This is a genomic window from Paraburkholderia sp. SIMBA_054, assembly GCF_046534875.1.
Lineage (GTDB): Bacteria > Pseudomonadota > Gammaproteobacteria > Burkholderiales > Burkholderiaceae > Paraburkholderia > Paraburkholderia hospita.
In genome coordinates this window covers 1-237 of sequence record NZ_JAWRXV010001703.1, presented here as the reverse complement: position 1 = coordinate 237, position 237 = coordinate 1, and the positions used below count along the sequence as shown (strand labels likewise).

The 237-nt window shown below is 68.4% G+C and carries 1 pseudogene; it reads left to right on the top strand.

The features are described 5' to 3' along the window. Positions 1–237: pseudogene (locus SB822_RS60910) on the top strand (3-oxoacyl-ACP synthase); the annotation flags it as partial.

Here is a 237-nt window from a genome sequence, read left to right as displayed (position 1 = left end):
CGCGTCCTCGGCACCGGCAGCTATCTGCCGCCCGCGCGCGTCACCAATCAGGACCTCGCCGAGCGTCTCGCGAAGCAGGGCGTCGAGACGAGCGACGAATGGATTGTGGCCCGCACGGGCATCCATGCGCGCCATTTCGCCGATCCGGACGTCACCACGAGCGACCTCGCGCAGTTCGCGTCGCAGCGCGCGATCGAAGCGGCGGACATCGACCCGCAAGCCATCGACCTGATCATC